The organism is Burkholderia sp. AW33-5, from assembly GCF_053427615.1.
In genome coordinates this window covers 41,480-57,266 of the sequence record NZ_JBSAXA010000019.1, presented here as the reverse complement: position 1 = coordinate 57,266, position 15,787 = coordinate 41,480, and the positions used below count along the sequence as shown (strand labels likewise).

Here is a 15,787-nt window from a genome sequence, read left to right as displayed (position 1 = left end):
AAGGGCCGCATCACGCGGCCGGATGGCCCGGCGCTCAGCCGAGTTCGACCACTCTGTCCCACGCAAACGCGGGATTTTCCAGTTCGCCGGTGCGCCGGTGGATATAGCCGCGCGGGTTGCACACCACGCGCGTGCCGCTGTCGGTCACGTAATCGAATGAAGTATGCGTGTGGCCGTGGATCCACAGGTCCACGGGCGGCCGCACGAGTTCCGCCATGTCCGTGACGAATCCCGCCGACGCCAGGTCTTCCGCGTAACGCTCGGCGAGCGAGCGCAGGTGCGGCGCATGATGCGTGACGACGATCGTGCGGCCGTCGAACGGCGTCGCGAGCCGTGCTTCCAGCCACGCGCGGCCTTGCCGGTGCAGCGCGATCGCGTCGGCCGGCGTGAAATCCCGCTCCGGCGCCTCCGCCGCATGCAATGCCGCATCGTGCGGCCACGTCACCTGGATCAAACCCTTGAAATCGAGCATCACACGCATGCCGGCGTCGATCGCGCGTGCGATGCTCGCCTCGTCGGCGCCGAACAGCGAGAAATCGGACCACAGCGTCGTCCCCAGCACGCGAAAGCGCTGTGCCGGATCGACGTACACGCCGTTGTTCAGGTAATGCACGTTGTCGATCGCCTGCGCGGCGTCGCGCATCGCGGTTTCGAGCGCGCCGAATTCCCCGTCGTAGTACTCGTGGTTGCCCGGCACGTAGATCACCGGCACATCGGGGGCGAACGTTTCGGCGGCCCAGCGCAGGCCTTCCGCGTGATTGTGGATGTCGCCGGCCAGCACGACGAGATCCGCGTCGGCGTGCGCGATCGTGTCGGGCTGGTTGCTTTCGAGATGCAGGTCGGACAGGACGCGGACTCTCATGGACATCGCTCCGGGGTGGGGGGCTTCAGCGCAGGACCTTGCCGGGATTCATCAGCCCGCGCGGGTCGAGCGCGGTCTTCAGCGTGCGCATGAGCGCCGTTTCGACCGGCGACTTGTAGCGCTGGGCGTCGTCGATCTTCAACTGGCCGATCCCGTGCTCCGCGCTGATCGTGCCGTGGTGGCGGTGCACGTTGTCGTAGACGATACGATTGATCGGTTTCTGGAATTCCGCGAGGAACGCCTTCGGGTCGCCGCCTTCGGGCGTCTGCACGTTGTAGTGCAGGTTGCCGTCGCCGAGGTGGCCGAACGTGACCATCCGCGCGCCGGGCGCAGCTTGCTGGATCGCCGCGTCGGTTTCGTCGATGAAGCGCGCGATCGATGAAATCGGCACCGCGATGTCGTGCTTGATGTTCAGTCCCTCGTCGGCCTGCGCGAGCGGGATGTGTTCGCGCAGGTCCCAGAATGCGCGCGACTGCGCGAGATTTTCCGCGACCACCGCGTCGACCACGAGCCCGGCCTCGAATGCTTCTTCCATCAGTTTTTCGAACAGCGCGCGCGCATGCGTTTCGCTCTCGTTGTCCGACAGTTCAAGCAGCACCGTCTGCGCATGCGTGCGGTCGAACGGATAGCGCAGTTGCGGATAGTGCTTGCCGACGAGCTGCATGCAGAAATCGGACATCAGCTCGAAGCCGGTCAGCAGCGGGCCGGCCGCGCGCTGCGCGAGCGCGAGGAAGTCGAGCGCCGCGTGCGGCGACTCGAGCGCGGCCAGCGCGGTGACCTGCGCGGCCGGCAGCGGATGCAGCTTCATCACCGCGGCCGTGATGATGCCGAGCGTGCCCTCGGCGCCGATGAACAGGTCGCGCAGGTCGTAGCCCGTGTTGTCCTTGCGCAGGCCGCGCAGGCCGTCCCAGATCTCGCCCTGCGCCGTCACGACCTCGAGCCCGAGGCACAGCTCGCGCGCGTTGCCGTAGCGCAGCACCGCGGTGCCGCCCGCGTTGGTCGACAGGTTGCCGCCGATCGTGCAGCTGCCTTCGGCGGCGAGGCTCAGCGCGAATAGCCGGCCGCCTTCGCGGGCGCGTGCCTGCACGTCGGCGAGGATCACGCCGGCTTCGACCGTGATCGTGTTGTTGTGCGGATCGAGCGCGCGCACGCGGTTCAGGCGCGCGAGGCTCAGCACGGCCTGGTCGCCGCTCGCGTCGGGCGTCGCACCGCCGGCGAGGCCCGTGTTGCCGCCCTGCGGCACGAGCGCGACGCCATGCGTGTTCGCGAGCCGGACGAGCGCGGCGACTTCGGCCGTATCGGCCGGTTTGAGCACCGCGCACGCGCTGCCTTTGTAGCGGCGGCGCCAGTCGGTCAGGAACGGCTCGGTATCGTGCGGATCGGTCAGCACGTAGGTGGCGCCGATCGCGTCGCGGCAGGCGGATACGAAGGCTTCGGAAGAAATCATCACGTTCGGTCGCGTAAGGGTCAGGACGCGGCGCGCTGCCGCTTCGCCGCGCGCTTGAACGGCGCGACGTACGCAAGCGCTGCCACGAAGAAGCCGACGGCGAGCGCGGTCTCGCACCAGCCGAGCGTCGCGGACAACCCGCGGTCGGACATGCCGCGCACGATGCCTTCGGCGAAATAGACGAGGATCAGCATGCTCGCCCACTGCATCGTATAGATGTTACGCCGCCACACGCCGGGCAGCGCGAGCGCGAGCGGCACGGCCTTGAGCATCAGCGCCGAGCCGCCCGGGCGCAGCGGCGCGAGCCACAGTTCCCACGCGAGCGACAGCGCGATCAGCGCGACGAGGCATGTGGCCGCGGCCAGCGCGTAGCGCGGCCGGGCGGCGACGGCGGGGCGGGCGGGCATGTTCATGCGGCTTCGGTGGCCTGCGCGGCGGACAGGGCCGCCGCGGCGCGGGCGAGCCGCACGCCGAGCGCGGCCGCGAGCGCCTTTTCGTCGGCCGACAGCCCGTCGGTCGCGCTGCGATCGTGCTGCGACACGTGCGATGCGCCGTAAGGCGTGCCGCCGGTGCGCGTCGTGCTGAGCGCGGATTCCGTGTACGGGATCCCGACGATCATCATCCCGTGGTGCAGCAGCGGCAGCATCATCGACAGCAGCGTCGATTCCTGGCCGCCGTGCAGGCTGCCGGTCGACGTGAACACGCAGGCCGGCTTGCCGGTCAGCGCGCCCGACAGCCATTGCGGGGTCGTGCCGTCGAGGAAATACTTGAGCGAGGCGGCCATGTTGCCGAAGCGGGTCGGCGAACCGAGCGCGAGGCCCGCGCATTCCTCGAGGTCGCGGCGTTCCGCGTAGGGCGGGCCGTCGTCGGGGATGTCCGGGGCGGTGGCTTCGCAGACCGTCGAGACGGGCGGCACCGTGCGGATGCGGGCCTGCATGCCGGGCACGCTGTCGATGCCGTTCGCGATCGCGAGCGCGAGATCGCGTGTGGCGCCGTGACGGCTGTAATAGAGGACGAGAATGTCTTTCATGGGCGGCGGAGCCGCGTGCGGCCGCGCGCATGCCCGGTGCAGTCGGCCCCTGCTGGATCGAGCGGCTATTATAGGGGCTGAAGTCGTCGCGCAGCGCGGCGGCGGCGCGCCATCGCGCGCGCCATCGAGAAGGAGAAGCCGTTTGCCGAAGTTGAGCGTCGATCTCGACACCCTCAAGCGCCTCGCGCAGTTCGCGGCCCGGCGCAGCGCCGAGGATCGCATCCCGCAAGTGGCGGGCAGCCTCACGTTCACGACGATGCTGGCACTCGTGCCGCTCGTGACGGTCGCGTTCGCGCTGTTCACCGCGTTCCCGATGTTCGCATCGTTCCAGATCTCGCTGCAGGGGTTCCTCGCGGATCACCTGATGCCCGCGCAGTTCAACGTCCAGATCTTCAAGTACCTGAACCAGTTCGCGTCGAAGGCCAAGGGGCTGACGACGGCCGGCCTGATCGCGCTCGTCGTCACGTCGGTGATGACGATGATGACGATCGAGTCCGCGTTCAACCTGATCTGGCGCGTGCGCAAGCCGCGGCCGTTCGCGCAGCGCGTGCTCGCGTACTGGGCGCTGATCACGCTCGGGCCCTTGCTGTTCGGCGTGAGCCTGTCGATCTCGTCGTACCTGTTTACGCAGTCGCTGGCGTTCACCGGCGCCGCGCCGTCGACGTCGATCGTCGAATGGCTGCTCGCATTCGTGTCGCTGCCGCTGACCGTGCTCGCGTTCACGTTGCTGTACGTGTACTTGCCGAACTGCACGGTCGCATGGCGCGACGCGGTGATCGGCGGGCTGTTCGCGGCCATCGCGTTCGAGCTCGCGAAGCGCGGCTTCGGTTATTACGTGCGGCGCATTCCGACTTATACGGCCGTATATGGCGCGTTCGCGGCGCTGCCGGTGTTCCTGTTATGGGTGTACCTGAGCTGGTTCATCGCGCTGCTCGGCGCGATGGTGGCGTCCGCACTGCCGGCGATTCGCGTCGGCCAGTTCCATCGCATCCACTATCCGGGCAGCGACCTGCTCGACGCGCTCGAACTGCTGGCGAGACTGGCCGAGGCGCGCGCGGTCGGCAAGGCGGGCTATACGGCGATGCGGCTAGCGACCATGTTGCGCTGCGACATGGAAACCGCGCAGCGGCTGCTGCTGACGATGGAGGAGCGGGAATGGATCGCGCGGCTGGAAAGCGGCGAACTCGCGCCGAGCTACATCCTGCTGGCGAATCCGGAGCACCTGACGCTGGCTCAGCTGTTCGACGTGCTGGTGATCGACCGCACGGAACTGACCTACCAGCTCCAGCGCCGCCGCAGCCACGTCGAAGGGGCGGCATTGCTCGAGGTGCTGTCGAACGACCGGTTCGACGTATCGCTTGCGTCGCTGATCGCCGAGCACCGGCTCACCGGCGTGCCGCCGGCGGAGACCGTGCCGGGGCCTGTGCCCGGCGGGGCGCCCGACCCGCACGCGCGGCCGCCGAAAACGGCGTGACGCGCCGCCGGGCGGACGTTACAGCGGGATCTTCCCGGTGCAGATGTCCTTGAACATCACCCAGTCGCCCATCAGGCTGTAGATCGGGTGCCGGAACGTGGCGGGGCGGTTCTTCTCGAAGAAGAAGTGTCCGACCCACGCGAATCCGTAGCCGCATACGACCGCCGCCGGCAGCCACGGCCAGTGGCCCGTCGCGATCGCCATCGCGACGCAGCCGATCACGCCGAGCGAGCCGATGAAGTGCAGCCGCCGCGACGTGAGGTTCTGATGTTCGTTCAGGTAATACGGGTAGAAGTCAGCGAAGCTGGCGAATTGGTCCGTATGCGTATGCGCCATGGCCGTCTCCTCGGGCCGCTGTCGATGGAGTCATTGTGCGGCGGGCGGCTCGCGTCCGCAAGCAGGGGCGGCCGCGCCGCGCGGGCCCGCGCTTTCCTTTTGACAGGCTTTCCGATAGGATCGAAAGCGGATTTGCATTCAAGCATGAGGGGACTACGATGCGCGTCAGCGATATTCTGAAAGTGAAGGGCAACACGCTGTTTACGGTGACGCCCGATAAGCCGCTGCGCGAAGCGGTCGATACGATGGCCGAACACGATATCGGTTCGCTCGTCGTGATGGAGTACGGCGATCTCGTCGGGATGCTGACGTTCCGCGAGATCATCCTGCGCCTCCACGTGAACGGCGGCGCGATCGGCGACGTGCAGGTGCGCAAGGTGATGGACGAGCCGCTCACGTGCACGCCGGAAACCGACGTCAACGAAGTGCGCCGGATGATGCTCGAGCGCCACGCGCGCTACATGCCGGTGCTCGACAAGAAGGTGCTGATGGGCGTCATCTCGTTCTACGACGTCGCGAAGACGGTCGTCGAGGCGCAAAGCTTCGAGAACCGGATGCTGAAGGCGTACATCCGCGACTGGCCGGAATCCGAATCGGAAGCCGAAGCGCAGAAGCCGTGAAACACGTCGCGCCCGGTGCCATGACGCGCGGGCGCTGCCACTCGGCGCACGGCGGCGCAGGTTCAGCCTGCGCCGCCGTTTTTTCGACAACAACACAAGGCCCGCGCAGCTTCGCCCAGACGATGCGCGCGTATTCCGCATGAGCGATCACACGCAAGTCTCTTCCGCGTCGCGCGGCGAACGGCGCGCCCACGCGTCGCAGTTCGACCTGTTGCGTCAGCGCCGTTTCGCACCGTTCTTCACGACCCAGTTCCTCGGGGCGCTGAACGACAACGTGTTCAAGATCGGATTCACCTCGCTCGTCACCTATCACACCGCGCGTTTCTCCGGCGTCGACGCGAAGACGGCCGCGTTCCTGATTTCCGCGATCTTCATTCTGCCGTTCGTGCTGTTTTCGGCCACCTCCGGCCAGATCGCCGACAAATACGACAAGGCGACGCTCACGCGCTTCGTGAAGACCTTCGAGATCGTGCTGATGCTGGTCGGCGCGGCCGGCTTCGTCACGCACAGCGCGACGCTGCTGTATCTGTGCACGTTCATGATGGGGATGCACTCGACGCTGTTCGGCCCCGTCAAGTATTCGTATCTGCCGCAGCATCTCGGCGACCACGAACTGGTCGGCGGCAACGGCCTCGTCGAGATGGGCACGTTCATCGCGATCCTGATCGGCACGATCATCGGCGGTGCGGCCGCGGGCATCGAAGGCAACGGTGAACGTGTGCTGGCCGTCAGCGTCGTCGTCATCGCGCTCGCGGGACGGCTCGTCGCGCAGCGCGTGCCACCGACGCCGGCGCCGCAGCCCGATCTCGTGATCAACTGGGACCCGTTCAGCGAGACGTGGCGCAACCTCGGGCTCGCGCGACAGAATCGCACCGTGTTCCTGAGCCTGCTCGGCATCTCGTGGCTGTGGTTCGTCGGCGCGACGTTCCTCACGTCGTTCTTCAATTTCGCGAAGGACGTGCTGTCCGCGAGCCCCGACGTCGTCACGGTCCTGCTCGCGACGTTCTCGGTCGGGATTGGCCTCGGCTCGCTGCTGTGCGAGCGGCTGTCGCAGCGGCGCGTCGAGATCGGCCTCGTGCCGCTCGGCTCGATCGGCATCAGCGTGTTCGCGATCGAGTTGTATTTCGCGAGCCGCGCGCTGCCGTCGCCCGGGCATCTGCTGTCGGTCGGGGAATTCCTGGCCGGCGCGCGCCACTGGCGCATCCTGGCCGACCTGTTCCTGCTCGCGATGTTCGGCGGCTTCTACAGCGTGCCGCTGTATGCGCTGATCCAGAGTCGCAGCGCGCCGACCCATCGTGCGCGGATCATCGCCGCGAACAACATCCTGAACGCGCTGTTCATGATCCTGTCGGCCATGATGGCGATGGGGCTGACCAAGGCCGGCGTCGACATCCCGGGCCTGTTCCTCGTCACCGCGCTGTTGAACGTCGTGGTCGCGACGTACATCTACCTGCTCGTTCCGGAGTTCCTGCTGCGCTTCGTCGCGTGGGTGCTGGTGCACACGTTCTACCGGATTCGCCTCGTGCATGCGGAGCGGATCCCGGAAGAGGGCGCGGCCGTGCTCGTATGCAACCACGTGAGCTACGTCGATGCGCTCGTGCTGGCGGCCGCGAGCCCGCGGCCGATCCGGTTCGTGATGGATCACCGGATCTTCAAGACGCACTTCGCGAGCTGGGTGTTCCGGCATGCAAAGGCGATTCCGATCGCGCCGCGCCACGAGGATCCCGACATGCTCGCACGTGCGTACGACGCGTGCGAGGCCGCGCTGAAGGATGGAGAACTCGTCTGCATCTTCCCGGAAGGCAAGCTGACCAAGACGGGCGACATCAACACGTTCCACCACGGCATCACCGAAATCCTGAGCCGTACGCCGGCGCCCGTGATTCCGATGGCGTTGCGCGGGCTGTGGGGCAGCTATTTCTCTCGTCATACCGATGCGCGTATGCCGCGACCCATCAAGCGCGGCGTGATGAGCCGGCTGACGCTCGCGGTCGGCGAGCCGATCCCGGCCTCGGTTGCGACGCCCGAGGCGTTGCAAGCCGCGGTGACCGAGTTGCGCGGCGCGCGAAAGTGAGCAGGGGCGGGGCGGGGCGGCATCGCGCCGGGCCGCCCGCGCGGCCGGCCCGTGTGGTCTGAACGGTTCACGCGGCCCGCGGGCACGGGACGGCTGGCATAATAGCGGTTTACTTCTTTTTCTCGACCGGCAAACGATCGGCCTGCCAGCGGTCCAGGCAGCGCATCGGTTTGTCCAATTCTCTTTGGGCGGTTCCATCATGTCCGGCAATACCCTCGGCACGCTTTTCACTGTCACGACCTTCGGCGAATCGCACGGTCCCGCGATCGGCTGCGTGATCGACGGCTGCCCGCCGGGAATGGGGCTGACCGAAGCCGACATCCAGATCGAACTCGATCGCCGCAAGCCCGGCACGTCGCGGCACGTGACGCAGCGCCAAGAGGCCGACGAGGTCGAGATCCTGTCCGGCGTGTTCGAAGGCGTGACGACCGGCACGCCGATCGCGCTGCTGATCCGCAACACCGACCAGCGCAGCAAGGACTACGGCAACATCGTCGAGACGTTCCGACCCGGCCATGCCGACTACACCTACTGGCAGAAATACGGCATCCGCGACTACCGCGGCGGCGGCCGCTCGTCCGCGCGTCTGACCGCGCCGATCGTCGGCGCGGGCGCGGTCGCGAAGAAATGGCTGCGCGAGCGTTTCGGCGTCGAGGTGCGCGGCTACATGAGCGGTCTCGGCGAGATCGACGTGCCGTTCGTCGACTGGTCGCACGTTCGCGAGAACCCGTTCTTTTCGCCGAACGCGGCGGTCGTTCCGGAGCTGGAAGCCTACATGGACGCGCTGCGCAAGGACGGCGATTCGATCGGCGCACGCATCGACGTCGTTGCGTCCGGCGTGCCGGTCGGCTGGGGCGAGCCGGTATTCGACCGGCTGGACGCGGACATCGCGAAGGCGATGATGAGCATCAACGCGGTGAAGGGCGTCGAGATCGGCGCGGGCTTCGACAGCGTCGCGCAGCGCGGCTCGGTGCACGGCGACGAACTGACGCCGGCCGGCTTCGTCGGCAACCATGCGGGCGGCGTGCTCGGCGGGATCTCGACGGGACAGGACATCACCGTGTCGATCGCGATCAAGCCGACGTCGAGCATCCGCACGCCGCGCCGTTCGATCACGAAGTCCGGCGAAGAGGCGACGGTCGAAACCTTCGGTCGCCACGACCCGTGCGTCGGCATTCGCGCGACGCCGATCGCCGAGTCGATGCTCGCGCTGGTGCTGATCGACCATGCGCTGCGCCATCGCGCGCAGTGCGGCGACGTCGAGACGCCGACGCCGAAGATCGCGGGCAGCGCGACCTGAGGCAGCCGGGCCGGCATGCGCCGGCTCGATCGATTCGATGCGAAACGGGGCGCCTGAGGCGCCCCGTTTTCATTGAGCCGCCGAATTCGGCGGCGCGGCCGATTCGCGCACCCGCAGCTCCGGCAGTATCGCGTAACCGGGCCCGGTTTCGCCGTGCTCGAGTGCGTCGAGCAACGCGCGGGCGGCCTTGCGGCCGATCGCATCGGTGTCGACCCACATCGTCGTCAGCGCAGGCCGGATCTCGCGAGCCAGCGCGACATCGTCGAAGCCGGTGATCGACAATTGCGACGGCACGTCGAGGCCGATGGCCTGCGCTTCCAGCAGGGCGCCGAGCGCGAGTGCGTCGTTGCCGCAGATCACGGCCGTCGGGCGCGTCGCCCCGCTGTCGGCGATCGCGCGCAGGCTCGCGCGCCCGAACGCGATCGTGGCCGGGCCCTCATGCTGGTGGATCGGCCGGACCGCGAGCCCGCGCGCGGCGAGCGTGTCGTGGATGCCGCGCAGGCGGGCCTGCACACGGTCGTTGTCCGCCGAAGGCTGCATGATGATCGCGAAATCGCGATGCCCGAGGTCGAGCAGGTGCGTGGTCAGTCGCGCGAATGCCGCACGGTTGTCGAAGCCGATGCAGCAGTGCGGGCTGTCGTCGCGGTAAGCATAGGTGACGACATACGGCACCCGATGCAGGTCGAGCAGTTCGAATACTTCCGGCGGATAGGCCTCGCCGACCAGCGACACGGCTTCGACGCCGCGCGACAGCATCGCGCGCACCTGCGCGAGCGCCTGTGCCGGGTCGTAATTCGAGCAGCCCAGGAACAGCGTGATGCCGTGCTCGGCCATGACCGCCTGCATGCCCGCTACCTGCGACGCGAACACCTGGTCGTCGAGCGTCGGGATGATCGCACCCGTGATGTGGGTGCGCGTGGAGGCGAGTGCGCGGCCGGCCGCGTTGGGAATCCAGTTCAGCGCGCGTGCCGCGTCGCGCACGCGCTGCTGCACGTCGGCCGAGACCTTGCCGGGGTCGTTGTAGACACGCGAAACGGTCGCGGTCGACACGCCGGCGAGTTTCGCGACATCCCCGAGCACCGATCGGCCGCTGCCGCGGCGTGCGCGAGCCGTGCCGCCGCTGGATGGGGGCATACTCATCGGTCATCCTCGGGCGCGGCTGCGTCGCAGACGCCGCGCGTGATCAAAAACGCCATCGTTTACCCTCGATTCATCGTGGTCCCGCTTGCATTCCCGGTGATGCCTGTGCGAATGTAAGCGCTATCTTGATGCCATTCCGTATTATGTCAGACACAGATCGCATCCGTATTGTGAAATTTTCGTCGACGATGGCCGCTCCGGCTATTTTGTTTGTCGCGAATGTAAGCGGTTACATTGAATGAAGAGCCACGCGAAGTCCCCTCGAATCGCGGTCGTCGGCAGCATCAACGTCGACCTCGTCACGCATGCGCCACGGCTGCCCGTGCCGGGCGAAACGCTGCTCGGCACGACGTTCCGGACCGTTCACGGCGGCAAGGGGGCGAACCAGGCGGTGGCGGCGGCCCGTCTGGGCGCATCGGTCGCGATGATCGGCTGCGTCGGCGACGACGCGTTCGGGGCGCGCCTGCACGACGCGCTGGCGGCCGAACGCATCGACGTGACGCACCTGCACCGGATCGACGGCGAGGCAACCGGCGTCGCGACGATCACGGTCGACGCGCACGGGGCGAACAGCATCGTGGTGGTGCCCGGTGCGAACGCGTGCCTCGATGCCGAATTGATCGACGAAGCGCGCGACGCGATCGCCGGTGCGGCGCTGATGGTGTGCCAGCTCGAGGTGCCGATCGAGACCGTCGCGCGCGCGATCGGCAGTGCGATCGCGCATCGCACGCCGGTGCTGCTCAATCCGGCGCCTGCACGGCCGCTGTTCGACGCATTGCTGGCGCGGATCGACTACCTCGTCGTCAACGAAACGGAAGCGGAATCGCTGACCGGCATCGCCGTCGGCGACGACGCCTCGGCGGTGCGCGCCGCCGAGGCGCTGCGCGCGAAAGGCGTCGGCAACGTGCTGGTCACGCTGGGCGCGCGCGGCGTCTGCTGGCGCGGCAGCGCGGGGAATGGCCGCCATCGGGCCATGGCGGTGGTCGCCGTCGATACGACGGCGGCCGGCGACACCTTCGTCGGCGGATTCGCGGCCGCCCGGGCGAGCGGTGCGTCGATGGACGACGCGATCGCGTTCGGCCAGCGTGCTGCCGCGATCAGCGTCACGCGCCACGGTGCGCAGACGTCGATTCCGACACGCGAGGAAGTGGAGCGCATGACGGTATAGATTCCGCGACGACGGAAGGCGCGGGCAGACACCCGCCTATGACATGGAGACGATCGAAATGAACGAAGACCAGGCTGTTCCGACTGCGCCGCCACGTATCCGGCGCGGACAACGTATCGCGCTCGCGCTGCTGATGGCGAGCGGAATCGTCAACTATCTCGATCGCGGCACGCTGGCCGTCGCGAGTTCGGCAATCCGGAACGATCTCGGGCTGTCGCTCTCGCAGATGGGGTTGCTGCTGTCGGCGTTCTCGTGGAGCTATGCGCTGTGCCAGTTTCCGGTCGGCGGGCTCGTCGATCGCATCGGGCCGCGCCGGCTGCTCGGCATCGGGCTGATCGTCTGGTCGTTCGCGCAGATGGCGGGCGGCCTCGTGTCCACCTTCGGCTGGTTCATCGTCGCGCGCATCGTGCTCGGCATCGGCGAGGCGCCGCAGTTCCCGTCGGCGGCGCGGGTGGTGAGCAACTGGTTTCCGTTGCGCGCACGCGGTACGCCGACCGGGATCTTCAACGCGGCATCGCCGCTCGGTACCGCGCTCGCGCCGTTGCTGCTGTCGGTGCTCGTCGCGTCGTTCAACTGGCGCTGGGCGTTCTTCATCACGGGGGCACTTGGTCTCGTGGTCGCCGTCGTCTGGTTTGCGTCGTATCGCGATCCGGCGCGTGCGCAATTGACCGCGGCGGAACGAGGGTATCTCGATGCCGATGCGCAGACGACCGTCGCGGCCCCCAAGCTGACCTTCGCCGACTGGCGCAGCCTGTTTTCGCACGGCACGACCTGGGGCATGCTGATCGGCTTCTTCGGTTCGGTGTATCTGAACTGGGTATACCTGACCTGGCTGCCGGGATATCTGACGATGGAGCGTCACATGAGCCTCATTCGCACCGGGTTTGCGGCATCCGTGCCGTTCCTGTGCGGGTTCGTCGGTTCGCTCGTTGCAGGTTGGCTGTCGGATCTGGTGACGCGCCGCAGCCGCTCGCCGGTCGTGAGCCGGCGCAATGCGGTGGTCGTCGCGATGCTCGGGATGGTCGCGTTCACGATTCCGGCTGCGCTCGTGCAGAGCAATACGGTCGCGCTGGCATGCATTTCGGTCGTGATCTTTCTCGCCAATGCGGCATCGGCATGTTCGTGGGCGCTCGCGACGGCGGCCGCACCGCCGAGCCGTGTCGCATCGCTCGGCGCGATCCAGAATTTCGGCGGTTTCATCGGTGGTGCGCTCGCGCCGATCCTGACGGGTGTCATCGCGCAGAAGTGGTCGTTCGTGCCGGCGCTGCTGACGGCGGCGGCAATCGCCTTCGCCGGCGCGATGGCTTACCTGCTGCTGGTGCGCAAGCCGATTCCCGAGCAGTCCGCGAGTGCCGCGCGCGGAGCGCTGCCGGCCTGAGGCGGCCGGCTACCCCCTGTATTTATTGAAGGAAGGAGAAACAGATGCAATCACATCAGCAGGCGAGCACGACCATCGAAGGGATCGTGCCGGTGATGCTGACGCCGTTCGACGATGCCGGCACGATCGACTACGCGGGCCTCGAGCGACTCATCGAATGGTATCTGGCGCACGGCTCGGATGCGCTGTTCGCGGTCGCGCAATCGAGCGAGATGCAATTCCTGAGTCTCGCGGAACGTGCGGAACTTGCGCGTTTCGTGGTCGAGCGGGTGGCGGGGCGTGTGCCTGTCGTCGCGTCCGGGCACGTCAGCGACGATCTGGACGCGCAGGTCGCCGAGCTGTGCGCCGCGGCGGAATCGGGTGCGCAGGGCGTCGTGCTCGTGACCAACCGCCTCGATCCACAGCGCAAGGGCAGCGCCGCGTTTCTCGATCATCTTCACAAGTTGCTCGCCCGATTGCCGACGGATCTGCCGCTTGGCTTGTATGAATGTCCGGCGCCTTATCGGCGATTGCTGTCCGATGACGAACTGCGCGCGTGCATCGACACGGGCCGCTTCGTGATGTTGAAGGACGTGAGCTGCGACCTGGAGACGGTGAAGCGGCGCGTTGCGCTGGCCGCGGGCTCGCCGATGAAGATCCTGAATGCGAACGCTGCGATCGCATGGGATGCGATGAAGGCGGGTTCCGCCGGTTTCAACGGCGTGTTCACCAACTTCCATCCCGATCTGTATCGGTGGCTGCGCACGCAGGGCGACTCTGATCCGGCGCTTGCCGACGAGTTGTCGACGTTCCTGGTGCTCTCGGCGGTGTCGGAAGCGCTTGGCTACCCGGCGCTCGCGAAGATCTACCATCAACGGATCGGCACGTTCGGATCGATTCGCTGCCGCGCGATCGACTACGACGTGCGCGAGCGGTTCTGGGCACTCGACGCGGTGCTCGACAAGATCGTGTCCGGCACCGAGCATTTCCGTCGGCGGATTGCGGCGCGCTAGCGCCGCCGGTTCGGGGCGCGGTTCGGTGCGGCAATCGCGCGCCCGGTGGCGGGCAGGGCGGCGTCGAATGCCGACGGGACGAAAAAAACGCCGCGCGAGGCGGCGTTTTCCGGCAGGTTACATGTTCGGGTAATTCGGCCCGCCGCCGCCTTCCGGCGTGACCCACACGATGTTCTGCGTCGGGTCCTTGATGTCGCACGTCTTGCAGTGCACGCAGTTCTGCGCGTTGATCACCAGGCGGTCGCTGCCGTCGTCGTTCTTCACGAACTCGTATACCGCCGCCGGGCAGAAGCGTCCCTCCGGCCCCGCGTACGTGCGCAGGTTCACGTTCACCGGCACGGTCGCGTCCTTCAGCGTCAGGTGCGCCGGCTGGTTCTCCTCGTGGTTCGTGTTCGAGATGAACACCGACGACAGCCGGTCGAACGTCAGCTTGCCGTCCGGCTTCGGATACTCGATCGGCGTGCATTGCGACGCCGGCTTCAGCATCTCGTGGTCCGCATGCTTGTGGTGCAGCGTCCACGGCACGTTGCCGCCCATCACCTTCTGCTCGAGCCCGACCATCAGCGTGCCGAGATACAGCCCCTTGGCCATCCACTGCTTGAAGTTGCGCGCGCGGTACAGTTCCGTATGCAGCCACGATTGCTTGAAGGCGTCCGGATACGCGTTGAGCTCGTCGCTCTGGCGGCCGGCCTGCAGCGCGTCGAACGCGGCGTCCGCCGCCAGCATGCCGGTCTTGATCGCCGCGTGGCTGCCCTTGATCCGCGATGCGTTCAGGAAGCCCGCGTCGTCGCCGATCAGCGCGCCGCCCGGGAACACCGTCTTCGGCAGCGACAGCAGGCCGCCGGCCGTGATCGCCCGCGCGCCGTACGACACGCGCTTGCCGCCTTCGAGGAACGCGCGGATCGACGGATGCGTCTTGTAGCGCTGGAATTCCTCGAACGGCGACAGATACGGATTCGTGTAGCCGAGGCCCACCACGAAGCCGACCACGACCTGGTTGTTGTCCATGTGATACAGGAACGAGCCGCCGTACGTATCCGACTTCAGCGGCCAGCCAGCCGTGTGGATCACGAGGCCCGGCTTGTGTTTCGCCGGATCGATTTCCCACAGCTCCTTGATGCCGATCCCGTACGCCTGCGGATCGGCGTTCGCGTCGAGCTTGAACTTCGAGATCAGCTGACGGCCGAGGTGGCCGCGACAGCCTTCTGCGAACAGCGTGTACTTCGCGTGCAGCTCCATGCCGAGCTGGAAGTTCTCGGTCGGCTCGCCGTCCTTGCCCACGCCCATGTTGCCGGTGGCGACGCCTTTTACGGAGCCGTCGTCGTTGTAGAGAATCTCGGCAGCGGGGAAGCCCGGGAAGATCTCGACGCCCAGCGCTTCGGCCTGTGCCCCCAGCCAGCGCGTGACGTTGCCCAGCGAAATCACGTAGTTGCCGTGATTCTTGAAGTTGTCGGGCAGCGCCCAGTTGGGCGTCGTGATCGCGCTCTTCTCGGACAGGAACAGGAAGCGGTCTTCCGTCACCTCGACGTTCAAGGGCGCGCCTTGCTCCTTCCAGTCGGGGAACAGTTCGGTGATCGCGCGCGGATCCATCACCGCGCCCGACAGGATGTGCGCGCCGATCTCGGAACCCTTCTCGAGCACGCACACGCCGATCTCGGTGCCTTTCTCGGCGGCCAGCTGCTTGAGCCGGATCGCCGCCGACAGCCCGGCGGGGCCGCCGCCGACGATCACGACGTCGTATTCCATCGATTCGCGCGGGCCGTATTGCTCGATGAGGCTTGCGGGGGTCATTGGCGTTCCTCTAACCGTTAGAATGCTTTTATTCGGGAGCGTATTGTCTGCGAAACGAAACGCTTGCCGCAACAGCATGCGCGGAGATTAGCACGATCGTTCTATTTTTTGTGCTAGGGTTATGCTGCGTGGGACAAGGCGCCCGCGGCGGCGAAACGACATCGAAAGGGGATGT

The 15,787-nt window shown here is 67.0% G+C and carries 14 protein-coding genes; 7 read left to right on the top strand and 7 right to left on the bottom strand.

From position 1 onward, the window contains the following. Positions 1-34 precede the first annotated feature (34 nt). The 4 genes from ACV22V_RS24950 to wrbA are packed head-to-tail and all read right to left on the bottom strand — an operon-like array spanning position 35 to position 3,339. A complete protein-coding gene (locus tag ACV22V_RS24950) occupies positions 35-862 on the bottom strand; it encodes a metallophosphoesterase (protein ID WP_059690907.1) in 828 nt (275 codons plus the stop codon). Between the two features lie 25 nt (positions 863-887). Beyond that, the gene (locus ACV22V_RS24945) at positions 888-2,309 is read right to left on the bottom strand and encodes an FAD-binding oxidoreductase (protein WP_448015823.1); all 1,422 of its coding nucleotides are present in this window, start codon (positions 2,307-2,309) and stop codon (positions 888-890) included. Between the two features lie 20 nt (positions 2,310-2,329). Next, a complete protein-coding gene (locus ACV22V_RS24940) occupies positions 2,330-2,722 on the bottom strand; it encodes a DUF2069 domain-containing protein (protein WP_059697762.1) in 393 nt (130 codons plus the stop codon). Next, complete coding sequence (gene wrbA, locus ACV22V_RS24935; protein ID WP_448015796.1) at positions 2,719-3,339, bottom strand: NAD(P)H:quinone oxidoreductase; 621 nt, start codon at positions 3,337-3,339, stop codon at positions 2,719-2,721. The genes ACV22V_RS24940 and wrbA overlap by 4 nt, the downstream gene beginning before the upstream one ends. Before the next feature lie 142 nt (positions 3,340-3,481). Here wrbA and ACV22V_RS24930 point away from each other — a divergent pair, with 142 nt between their 5' ends. Beyond that, complete coding sequence (locus ACV22V_RS24930; protein ID WP_059690911.1) at positions 3,482-4,813, top strand: YihY family inner membrane protein; 1,332 nt, start codon at positions 3,482-3,484, stop codon at positions 4,811-4,813. A gap of 18 nt (positions 4,814-4,831) precedes the next feature. On the opposite strand, the gene ACV22V_RS24925 is transcribed toward ACV22V_RS24930, so the two are convergent. Further along, positions 4,832-5,149: an Mpo1-like protein gene (locus ACV22V_RS24925; protein ID WP_059524162.1), complete on the bottom strand. Its 318-nt coding sequence runs from the start codon at positions 5,147-5,149 to the stop codon at positions 4,832-4,834. A 158-nt stretch (positions 5,150-5,307) separates the two neighbouring features. On the opposite strand from ACV22V_RS24925, the gene ACV22V_RS24920 reads away from it, so the two are divergent. The 3 genes from ACV22V_RS24920 to aroC all read left to right on the top strand — a co-directional run bounded on the left by ACV22V_RS24920 (position 5,308) and on the right by aroC (position 9,143). Next, positions 5,308-5,769, top strand: a complete 462-nt coding sequence (locus ACV22V_RS24920) for a CBS domain-containing protein (RefSeq protein ID WP_059524164.1) — start codon at positions 5,308-5,310, stop codon at positions 5,767-5,769. A 139-nt stretch (positions 5,770-5,908) separates the two neighbouring features. Continuing rightward, a complete protein-coding gene (locus ACV22V_RS24915; protein WP_448015795.1) occupies positions 5,909-7,843 on the top strand; it encodes an MFS transporter in 1,935 nt (644 codons plus the stop codon). A gap of 199 nt (positions 7,844-8,042) precedes the next feature. Beyond that, positions 8,043-9,143 (top strand): chorismate synthase, encoded by a 1,101-nt coding sequence (gene aroC / locus ACV22V_RS24910; RefSeq protein WP_059524168.1) that lies wholly within the window; start codon positions 8,043-8,045, stop codon positions 9,141-9,143. 69 nt (positions 9,144-9,212) lie between these two features. Here the strand turns inward: aroC and ACV22V_RS24905 are convergent, their stop codons facing one another. After that, on the bottom strand, positions 9,213-10,283 hold the full coding sequence (locus ACV22V_RS24905; RefSeq protein WP_059697755.1) for a LacI family DNA-binding transcriptional regulator: 1,071 nt from the start codon (positions 10,281-10,283) through the stop codon (positions 9,213-9,215). Positions 10,284-10,521: 238 nt separating this feature from the next. Here ACV22V_RS24905 and rbsK point away from each other — a divergent pair, with 238 nt between their 5' ends. The 3 genes from rbsK to ACV22V_RS24890 are packed head-to-tail and all read left to right on the top strand — an operon-like array spanning position 10,522 to position 13,821. Next, positions 10,522-11,451, top strand: a complete 930-nt coding sequence (gene rbsK / locus ACV22V_RS24900) for a ribokinase (protein WP_448015794.1) — start codon at positions 10,522-10,524, stop codon at positions 11,449-11,451. Between the two features lie 58 nt (positions 11,452-11,509). Continuing rightward, a complete protein-coding gene (locus ACV22V_RS24895; protein ID WP_059524173.1) occupies positions 11,510-12,829 on the top strand; it encodes an MFS transporter in 1,320 nt (439 codons plus the stop codon). Between the two features lie 44 nt (positions 12,830-12,873). Beyond that, positions 12,874-13,821, top strand: a complete 948-nt coding sequence (locus tag ACV22V_RS24890; RefSeq protein WP_448015793.1) for a dihydrodipicolinate synthase family protein — start codon at positions 12,874-12,876, stop codon at positions 13,819-13,821. A gap of 117 nt (positions 13,822-13,938) precedes the next feature. On the opposite strand, the gene ACV22V_RS24885 is transcribed toward ACV22V_RS24890, so the two are convergent. Then, entirely contained in the window at positions 13,939-15,612 is a 1,674-nt protein-coding gene (locus ACV22V_RS24885; protein ID WP_448015792.1) for an electron transfer flavoprotein-ubiquinone oxidoreductase, read from the bottom strand. Positions 15,613-15,787 lie beyond the last annotated feature (175 nt).

Excerpts from the sequence above, each read along its gene's own strand:
- ACV22V_RS24925 (WP_059524162.1), bottom strand. The coding sequence starts at position 5,149 with ATGGCGCATACGCATACGGACCAATTCGCCAGCTTCGCTGACTTCTAC.
- wrbA (WP_448015796.1), bottom strand. The coding sequence starts at position 3,339 with ATGAAAGACATTCTCGTCCTCTATTACAGCCGTCACGGCGCCACACGC.
- ACV22V_RS24945 (WP_448015823.1), bottom strand. The coding sequence starts at position 2,309 with ATGATTTCTTCCGAAGCCTTCGTATCCGCCTGCCGCGACGCGATCGGC.
- ACV22V_RS24890 (WP_448015793.1), top strand. The coding sequence starts at position 12,874 with ATGCAATCACATCAGCAGGCGAGCACGACCATCGAAGGGATCGTGCCG.
- ACV22V_RS24895 (WP_059524173.1), top strand. The coding sequence starts at position 11,510 with ATGAACGAAGACCAGGCTGTTCCGACTGCGCCGCCACGTATCCGGCGC.
- ACV22V_RS24950 (WP_059690907.1), bottom strand. The coding sequence starts at position 862 with ATGAGAGTCCGCGTCCTGTCCGACCTGCATCTCGAAAGCAACCAGCCC.
- ACV22V_RS24885 (WP_448015792.1), bottom strand. The coding sequence starts at position 15,612 with ATGACCCCCGCAAGCCTCATCGAGCAATACGGCCCGCGCGAATCGATG.
- ACV22V_RS24920 (WP_059524164.1), top strand. The coding sequence starts at position 5,308 with ATGCGCGTCAGCGATATTCTGAAAGTGAAGGGCAACACGCTGTTTACG.
- aroC (WP_059524168.1), top strand. The coding sequence starts at position 8,043 with ATGTCCGGCAATACCCTCGGCACGCTTTTCACTGTCACGACCTTCGGC.
- rbsK (WP_448015794.1), top strand. The coding sequence starts at position 10,522 with ATGAAGAGCCACGCGAAGTCCCCTCGAATCGCGGTCGTCGGCAGCATC.
- ACV22V_RS24940 (WP_059697762.1), bottom strand. The coding sequence starts at position 2,722 with ATGAACATGCCCGCCCGCCCCGCCGTCGCCGCCCGGCCGCGCTACGCG.
- ACV22V_RS24915 (WP_448015795.1), top strand. The coding sequence starts at position 5,909 with ATGAGCGATCACACGCAAGTCTCTTCCGCGTCGCGCGGCGAACGGCGC.
- ACV22V_RS24905 (WP_059697755.1), bottom strand. The coding sequence starts at position 10,283 with ATGAGTATGCCCCCATCCAGCGGCGGCACGGCTCGCGCACGCCGCGGC.